8 protein-coding genes are annotated in these 8,441 nt (G+C 73.8%); 5 read left to right on the top strand and 3 right to left on the bottom strand.

The features are described from left to right. Positions 1-183 precede the first annotated feature (183 nt). Complete coding sequence (locus ABZ570_RS15850) at positions 184-1,176, bottom strand: helix-turn-helix domain-containing protein (protein ID WP_358063037.1); 993 nt, start codon at positions 1,174-1,176, stop codon at positions 184-186. Positions 1,177-1,231: 55 nt separating this feature from the next. Here ABZ570_RS15850 and ABZ570_RS15845 point away from each other — a divergent pair, with 55 nt between their 5' ends. After that, a complete protein-coding gene (locus ABZ570_RS15845) occupies positions 1,232-2,524 on the top strand; it encodes an MFS transporter (RefSeq protein WP_358063040.1) in 1,293 nt (430 codons plus the stop codon). Positions 2,525-2,672: 148 nt separating this feature from the next. On the opposite strand, the gene ABZ570_RS15840 is transcribed toward ABZ570_RS15845, so the two are convergent. Then, entirely contained in the window at positions 2,673-3,410 is a 738-nt protein-coding gene (locus ABZ570_RS15840; RefSeq protein ID WP_358063034.1) for an RICIN domain-containing protein, read from the bottom strand. Between the two features lie 125 nt (positions 3,411-3,535). Beyond that, positions 3,536-4,006 (bottom strand): YbaK/EbsC family protein, encoded by a 471-nt coding sequence (locus tag ABZ570_RS15835; RefSeq protein ID WP_358063031.1) that lies wholly within the window; start codon positions 4,004-4,006, stop codon positions 3,536-3,538. 94 nt (positions 4,007-4,100) lie between these two features. On the opposite strand from ABZ570_RS15835, the gene ABZ570_RS15830 reads away from it, so the two are divergent. The 4 genes from ABZ570_RS15830 (at position 4,101) to ABZ570_RS15815 (ending at position 8,436) form a co-directional block, all read left to right on the top strand. Next, a complete protein-coding gene (locus ABZ570_RS15830; RefSeq protein WP_358063029.1) occupies positions 4,101-5,504 on the top strand; it encodes an FAD-binding oxidoreductase in 1,404 nt (467 codons plus the stop codon). Beyond that, positions 5,501-6,844 (top strand): class I SAM-dependent methyltransferase, encoded by a 1,344-nt coding sequence (locus ABZ570_RS15825; RefSeq protein WP_358063026.1) that lies wholly within the window; start codon positions 5,501-5,503, stop codon positions 6,842-6,844. The genes ABZ570_RS15830 and ABZ570_RS15825 overlap by 4 nt, the downstream gene beginning before the upstream one ends. Before the next feature lie 123 nt (positions 6,845-6,967). Beyond that, positions 6,968-7,489 (top strand): SigE family RNA polymerase sigma factor, encoded by a 522-nt coding sequence (locus ABZ570_RS15820; RefSeq protein ID WP_358063023.1) that lies wholly within the window; start codon positions 6,968-6,970, stop codon positions 7,487-7,489. Beyond that, positions 7,486-8,436 (top strand): hypothetical protein, encoded by a 951-nt coding sequence (locus ABZ570_RS15815; protein ID WP_358063020.1) that lies wholly within the window; start codon positions 7,486-7,488, stop codon positions 8,434-8,436. The genes ABZ570_RS15820 and ABZ570_RS15815 overlap by 4 nt, the downstream gene beginning before the upstream one ends. Positions 8,437-8,441 lie beyond the last annotated feature (5 nt).

The raw sequence follows: 8,441 nt of genomic DNA, 5'->3' as shown, positions 1-8,441 counted from the left end.
GCGCTCGGGATGCAGCTGGAGGTCACCCCGATCCGGGGCAACGTGGACACCCGCCCCCGCCCCCCGCGCCCCCGCTTTCCGCGGCGATCTTGCACTTTCGGCCTCCTCGAACGCCGCAAAAGGGGCAAATACGAGTCCCAGAGTGCAAGATCGCGGGGGCGGGACGGGGGTGGAGTGGGGGGGCTAGGGGGTGTGGTGGAAGGTGCGGCGGTAGGTGGTGGGGGGTACGCCGAGGCGGTGGTGGAAGTGCTGGCGCAGGGCGGCGGCGGTGCCGAAGCCGGCGTGCCGGGCGATCTGGTCGACGGTCAGGTCGGTGGTCTCCAGCAGTAGCCGGGCGTGGTCGGTGCGCTGCTGGAGCAGCCACTGCGCCGGGCTGAGCCCGGTCTCGGAGCGGAAGTGCCGGGTGAAGGTGCGTACGCTCATCCGGGCGTGCGCGGCCAGGTCACGCAGGGCGACCGGTTCGTGCAGGCGCTGCCGGGCCCACTCCCGGGTGGCCGCGGTGCCGGTCCCCGTCGCGCGGGGGATCGGGCGTTCGATGTACTGTGCCTGGCCGCCGTCCCGCCACGGTGGTACGACACAGCGCCGGGCGGACCGGATGGCGACGGCGCTGCCGTGGTCGGTGCGGATCACGTGCAGGCAGAGGTCGATGCCGGCGGCGACCCCGGCCGAGGTGAGCACCCCGCCGGAGTCGATGAACAGCACGTCCGGGTCGAGGTCGACGCCGGGGTGCAACCGGCGGAAGCGGTCCGCGTACGCCCAGTGCGTGGTGGCTCGGCGGCCGTCGAGCAGGCCGGCGGCGGCCAGCACGAACGCGCCCGTGCAGATCGACATGATCCGGGCGCCCCGGTCGTGGGCCGCTCGGAGCGCCGCCGTGACGTCGGGGTCCACCGTGCCGTCGACCAGCGGCGGGCCGTCGTGGATGCCGGGGACGATCACGGTGTCGGCGGTTCCGGTCAGCTCCAGGCCGTGCTCGGGCAGCACCTGGAAGCCGGCGGTGCTGCGGACCGGCCGCCCGCCGGAGGTGCAGACGTCGACGGCGTACAGCGGTGTGCGGTCCTCGGTGCGGGCGGTGCCGAAGACCTGGGAGGGGTTGCCGAGGTCGAGGCCGACCACGTCGTCGAGGGCGAGCACCGCGATCCGGTGCGGGACGACAGCCATGGCCTGATTGTTGCGCATGATGGCTTCCCGGCCACTCGTCCTGCCGGCCGTCGCCCCCGAGACTCGGTGCGTGATCCGATTCCGCCGTCTCCATCCGGCTTGGCTCGTGGCCGCCGTCGCCTTCGTGGCACTGGTCGGCGCCGCCGGTTTTCGCGCCACGCCCAGTGTGCTGCTGCACCCGCTGCACGCCGAGTTCGGCTGGCCCCTCGCGACCATCTCCGTCGCCGTCTCGGTCAACCTGATGCTCTACGGGCTGACCGCCCCGTTCGCCGCCGCGCTGATGGACCGGTTCGGCATCCGCCGGGTGGTGGCGGGCGCGCTGCTGCTGGTGGCCCTCGGCAGCGGGCTGACCGTCGCGATGACCGCGAGTTGGCAGCTGATCCTCTGCTGGGGCGTCCTGGTCGGGCTGGGCACCGGCTCGATGGCCCTGGCGTTCGTGGCGACGGTGACCGGGCGCTGGTTCGTCCGCCGCCGGGGCCTGGTCACCGGGGTGCTCACCGCCGGCGGGGCGGCCGGGCAGCTGGTCTTCCTTCCGCTGCTCGCCGCGCTGGTACGCGACCACGGCTGGCGGATGGCGGCGCTGGTCGTCGCCGGGGCCGCGCTGGCGGTCGTACCCCTGGTGGTGTGGCTGCTGCGCGAGCACCCGGCGGATCTCGGCCTGCCCGCCTACGGCGCGGCCGCGGTGGTGCCCCCGGCGCCGCCGGCCGGCGGGGCGGCGGCCCGGGCGGTCGGCGCGCTCGCCGTGGCTGCCCGGACCCGGCCGTTCTGGCTGCTCGCCGGCGGGTTCGCGATCTGCGGCGCGACCACCAACGGTCTGGTCGGCACCCACTTCGTGCCGGCCGCGCACGACCACGGCATGCCGCAGACCACCGCCGCGGGGCTGCTCGCCCTGGTCGGTGTCTTCGACATCGTCGGTACGGTGGCCTCCGGCTGGCTCACCGACCGGGTGGACAGCCGGCTGCTGCTCGGCGCCTACTACGCCCTGCGCGGGGCGTCACTGCTGGTGCTGCCCAGCCTCTTCGCGGGCACCGCCGAGCCCAGCATGCTGGTCTTCATCGTCTTCTACGGCCTGGACTGGGTGGCCACCGTGCCGCCGACCGTGGCGCTGTGCCGAGAACACTTCGGCGCGTCCGGGGCGGTGGTCTTCGGCTGGGTGTTCGCCGCCCATCAGTTCGGTGCGGCGGTGGCGGCGACCGGCGCCGGGCTGGTCCGCGACCAGCTCGGCGACTACGCCCCGGCCTGGTACGCGGCCGGCGCGCTGTCGATCGGCGCGGCCGGGCTCTCCCTGCTGCTGCGCCGGCGGGGCGGCGAGGCGCCGGTCGCGCTGCCGGTCGCGGTCGGCCGGGCCTGGAGCTACCGGGGCTGAGTGGCCAGCCGGGCGGGCCCGGGCCGGGCCGTCCGCCGAGCGGGCCTGGGCTGGGTGGCCAGCTGTGGGGCCCGGGCTGGGCGGTTCGCCGTGCGGGCCCGGCGTGCCCGCCGCGTCGGCTGCGGGGCCCGTCGCGCACGCTGAGTGGTCAGCCGAGCGCCCACTGCTGCTCGGGGGCACCCGTGCAGGGCGCCTGTTCGAGTTCCGCGCCGGGCTCGGTGCCGGCGCCGGTGACCTGCGCGCACTTGCCGCTGTGCACGGCGACCAGCAGCACCGGGCCGGCGCCGGCCGGGGCGAACCGCCACTGCTGGTTGGCCTGCCCGTTGCAGGACCACTGCTGCACCTTCGCGCCGTCGTCGGTGCTCTGCCCGTAGACGTCCAGGCACTTGCCGCTGCCCGCGTTGACCAGCGTGAACACGCCGTCGGCGACCGGTGTGGCCACCCACTGCTGCTCCCCGCCGCCGGTGCAGTCGGCCAGCGCCGCCAGCGCGCCCTCCGGGTTCTCGCCGGTCACCCCGACGCAGCGCCCGGAGGGCACGCCGCGGAACACCGTGGGCCCGCCCGCCGGGGGCGGCGCCGGCTCGGCCGTCGGCGACGACGGCGCCTCCGTGGTGGGGGATGCCGCCTCCGTGGTGGGGGGTGCCGCCTCCGTGGTGGGCGCGGCCTGGCTCGACTCGCTCGCCGCCGGGCTCGGCCCGGCCGCCGCCGGCACCACCGGCTGGTCGCCCCCGCCGAGCACGCCGGTGGCGAAGAAGGTCCCCAGCAGTACGCCGACCACGGCGACGCCCAGCGCGGCCCGCATCAACGGGTCCCTTGGCAGGCGTAGGCGGAGCGCCCGGCGGGTGGCGTAGACGGTGCCGGGCGGGTCGGTGTGTGGCTCGGACATGGGGGAATCCTGACCCACGGCCACCGTCGAGGGCCAACCGCCCCGACGTGAGCGTGACTCAGTCGACGACCCGGACGTCCTTCCGGAACGCCACCCGGTCGGCCGGTGCCGGCGGACCGGCCAGGTCAGTTGGCGGGTTCCGGGTCGGTGACGTCGGCGACCGTCGCGGCGAGCGCGCTGATGGCCGCGTCGGCGTCGACCGCGACGGCGACGCCGTGCTCGCCCGCGCCGAGGGTGATCTCCCGGCCGCGCAGCCGCTCGTCGGCGACCACCGGCCAGGCGGTGGTCGAGCCGAACGGGGTGATGGTGCCCCGCTCGTAGCCGGTGGCGGCCCGAGCGGCCTCGGCGTCCGGCATGGACATCCGGGCCACCCCGAGCAGGGCGCGCAGCTTGGGCCAGGAGATGACCCGGTCACCGGGGGTGAGCACGAAGAGGTGGTCGTCCGCGCCGCGGCGTACCACGATGGTCTTGACCACGTCGGGGACCGCGACGCCGCGCGCCCGGGCGGCCTCGGCGAGGCTGCGGACCGGGCCGTGCCGGATCACGCGGTACGGCAGTCCGGCGGCGTCGAGGGCGGCGATCGCGGGAGACGGCATGCCCGCCACGGTAACCCGGTGGCCGGCCGGCGGACCCGGAACGGCCACCATGGACATCCTGCCAACCATGGCGGAGCAGGCGTAGTGTGGCTTCATGCGCGCAGAGCGTGTGGATCTTCCGGTTGACCATGATCAGGCGGTGGACACGCTGCGGCGGTCGTATGCCGCGGTGCCCGCCGGTGAACCCGTGCGGCTGGCCAAGCGCACCTCGAACCTGTTCCGCCCGAGATCGACGCCCCGGGCGGCGGGGCTGGACGTGAGTGGCCTGACCAGGGTGCTCGCCGTCGACGCGGACGCCCGGACCGCCGACGTGCAGGGCATGTGCACCTACGAGGACCTGGTCGACGCCACCCTGCCGCACGGGCTGATGCCGCTGGTCGTGCCGCAGTTGCGCACGATCACGCTGGGCGGCGCGGTGACCGGGCTGGGCATCGAGTCCACCTCGTTCCGCAACGGGCTGCCCCACGAGTCGGTGTACGAGATGGACATCCTCACCGGGGCCGGCGAGATCGTCACCGCCCGGCCCGAGGGTGAGCACGCCGACCTGTTCCGGGCCTTCCCCAACTCACTGGGCAGCCTCGGCTACGCCACCCGGCTGCGCATCGAGCTGCAGCCGGTGCACCGGTACGTGGCGCTGCGCAACATCCGGTTCACCCGGCTGGAGGAGTTGACCGACGCGATCGGCGAGGTGGTCGCCAAGGGCTCCTGGGAGGGCGACCCGGTCGATGCGATGGACGGGGTGATGTTCAGCCCCGGCGAGGCGTACCTGGTGCTGGGCACCTTCACCGACGAGGCGGCGACGGTCCGGCCGAGCGACTACACCGGCCAGGAGATCTACTACCGCTCGGTGCAGCGGCTCAGCCGGGACGTGCTCACCACGTACGACTACCTGTGGCGGTGGGACACCGACTGGTTCTGGTGCTCGGCGGCGTTCGGGGTGCAGCATCCGGTGGTCCGCCGGCTGTGGCCGCAGCGCTACCGTCGCAGCGACTTCTACCACCGGATCGTCCGCCTCGAGCACCGGTACCAGGTGGCCGCCCGGGTCGACCGCTGGCGGGGCCGCCCGGCCCGGGAACGGGTGGTGCAGGACGTCGAGATCCCGCTCGACGGCACGGCCGACTTCCTGCGCTGGTTCGCCGGGGCGGTGCGGATGACCCCGGTCTGGCTCTGCCCGCTGCGGCTGCGGGAGCCGGCCGGCCCCGGGTCGGCCCGGGCCTGGCCGTTGTATCCGCTCGAACCGGGCGAGACCTATGTGAACATCGGTTTCTGGGGGAGCGTGCCGATCGCCGAGGGTGCCGCCGACGGCGACGTCAATCGGGAGATCGAGCGCGCGGTGTCGGAGGCGGGCGGGCACAAGTCGCTCTACTCCGACGCGTACTACGACCGGGCGGCTTTCGACCGGCTCTACGGCGGGGAGACCTGGCGCGCCGTGAAGGACCGCTACGACCCGGACCACCGGCTTACCGGACTGTACGAGAAGGCGGTAACGCGAGCATGAGTCTGATCGACCGCGAGAAGGGGGCGGCGAGCGCCCCGGCCGACCCGCCGGCGGGTGGCCGACGTACCGGACCGACCGTGGCGGACATCATCCGCACGGTGACCACCGGCGACCTGCCCATCCGCATCACCGGGTACGACGGCAGCGCGATCGGCCCGACCGACGCCGGGATCACCCTGACGGTCCGCTCCGAGCGAGGGCTGTCCTATCTGCTGACCGCACCCGGCGACCTGGGCATGGCCCGGGCGTACGTCAGCGGTGACCTGGGGTTGGAGGGGGTGCACCCGGGCGACCCGTACGAGGCGTTCGAGGTGCTCAAGGACGAGTTGCACCTGCGGATCCCGCCGATGGGCGAGGCGTTGGCCCTGGTCCGGGGGCTCGGTTGGGAGCGGCTGCTGCCGCCGCCGCCCCCGCCGCAGGAGGCCGCGCCGCGCTGGAAGCGGGTGATGAACGGGTTGCGGCACTCGCGCAACCGGGACAGCAGCGCGATCTCCCACCACTACGACGTCTCGAACGCCTTCTACGAGAAGGTGCTCGGCCCGTCGATGACGTACACCTGCGCGGTGTTCCACAGCCCGGACGACAGCCTGGAGCAGGCGCAGCGGGCCAAGTACGACCTGGTCGCCGGCAAGCTGGCGCTCAAGCCGGGGATGCGGCTGCTCGACGTGGGCTGCGGGTGGGGCGGCATGGTCCGGCACGCGGCCCGCGAGTACGGCGTGAAGGCGCTCGGGGTGACCCTCTCGAGGGCACAGGCCGAGTGGGCGCAGGCGGCCATCGAGCGGGAGGGGCTGGGTGAGCTGGCCGAGGTCCGGCACCTGGACTACCGGGATGCGCCGCGCGAGCAGTTCGACGCGATCTCGTCGATCGGGCTCACCGAGCACATCGGGGTGCGCAACTATCCCGCGTACTTCGGGGCCCTGCGCAGCCGGCTCAAGCCGGGCGGGCGGTTGCTCAACCACTGCATCACCCGGGCCGACAACCGCGCCCCGCACCGCTCCGGCGCCTTCATCGACCGGTACGTCTTCCCGGACGGGGAGCTGGCCGGGCCGGGCCGGCTGATCAGCGAGATCCACGACGCCGGGCTGGAGGTGCACCATGAGGAGAACCTGCGCCAGCACTACGCGCTGACACTGGCCGGCTGGTGCCGCAACCTGGTCGAGCACTGGGACTTCTGCGTCGGCGAGGTGGGTCCGGGCACGGCCCGGGTCTGGGGGCTCTACATGGCGGGCGCCCGGCTGGCGTTCGAGCGTAACGAGATCCAGCTGCACCAGGTGCTCGCCACCCACAACGGCCCGCAGGGGGTCAACGGCTACCCGCTGCGCCCCGACTGGACGCCCTGACCTGTCCGATCGACGAAAGGCCGCGCGGTTCGCGCGGCCTTTCGTCGTCGTGAGATTTGTTGGTCCGGCCGGTCAACCTCCGGGCCGCACCCGTCGTCCTTGGTGGCGACGAAAGGAGAGCCGGTGTGGCGGAAGAAGCGCTTCGAGGGGCTGGACGTCCTCGTCGCGGAACGCGGCAGTGCGCTACTCGCGACGGCGGTGCTGTTGACCGGTAGCCGGGCAGCCGGGGAGGACCTGGTGCAGGTGGCGCTGGAGCGGCTGATGCGGAACTGGCATCGGGTGCACGGCGACAGGGAGGGATACCTGCGCCGCACCCTGTACCACCTGGCGGTGGACCGGTGGCGGCTGCGCCGACGCCGGCCGGAGGTGCTGGCCGAGATCGAGCCGCCGGGCCAGCCGGACGGGACGGACGCCCTGCACCTTCGGCAGGCGCTCATCCAGGCGCTGGGCCTGCTGCCGCCCCGGCAGCGGGCCGTGCTGGTGCTCCGCTACTGGGAGCAGTTCAGCGAAGCGGAAGCCGCCGAGATGCTCGGCTGCTCGGTCGGCACCGTCAAGTCGACCGCCTCACGGGGGCTGACCCGGCTACGAGAGCTGACCGCCGACTGGGCACTGGAAGGCGCGGGCATGAACGGAGCAGGTAGATGAAGTCTGATCTTGAAGACCAGCTGATGGCCGGGATGCGGGACGAGGTCTCCGGCCTGGGGTACACCCGGGATGTGCTGGGGGAGGCCACCCGCCGCCACCGGCGGCGCACCGCCCTGCACCGCGGCGCGTACACGGCGGGGGTGGTGGGGGTGGCCGGGGCGCTGGCCGCGGCCCTGGCCGTCGGCTCCGGTGCTCCCGCCGGCACGGGAGGGTCGCCCGGGCCGGTCGCCGAGCGGCCCGCGACTGCGGCGAGCCCGGAGTCGCCGCAGCTGCGGTTGGCTGCCGCCGCGGCGGCCAGCGAGAACATCAGTTACCGGGTGAAGGTCACCACCACCAACAAGGACAAGCTCCCGCCGAAGGGCGAGCTGCCCGAGCCGGTGGCCAGGACCTGGGTGACGAAGGGCGCGTTCGATCCGGCGACGGCCACCGGCTACCTGGAGTCGCCGAGGACCGGGCTGCGTCCGCCCATGTCGATCGGCTGGGTGGAGGAGCGCCTGGTCGATGGCGTCCGATACTTCGGTGGCCTGGACGGCGCCGACCCCGACAGCGGAAAGATCGTGTGGTCCCGGTATCCGGAGGGCAGGCAGACGAGCCTGGACTACGACGACGCGCTGGGCGGCGGGCTGGGCACCTCGGCGGATCCGGAGCAGCTGTTCCGGATGCTGCGGCAGGCCGGCGCCAAGGTGACCCAGAACCCCGGCGGTGGCTACCACTTCGAGGTCACGGTGCAGGATGCGACCCAGGGGATCGCCGCCGACCGGCTGGTCGGTGACGTGACGATCGATGCGGACGGCCGGATCAGGACGGTGGCGTACGACCGTGCGGTGCGGTGGAACGCCCGAGGCCCGGAACACACCTACCACCTGCACGTGCTGGTGGAACTCTCCGAATACGGCCTGCCGGTGAAGGTCGAGGCGCCGGCCGACGCCCTCGTCATGGGCAAGTAGGCGCG

Origin of the sequence: Micromonospora sp. NPDC007271 (assembly GCF_040634005.1) — a bacterium.
Classification (GTDB): Bacteria; Actinomycetota; Actinomycetes; order Mycobacteriales; family Micromonosporaceae; genus Micromonospora.
The sequence above is the reverse complement of the archived record's forward strand: the minus strand, read 5'-3'. Positions and strand labels throughout refer to the sequence as shown.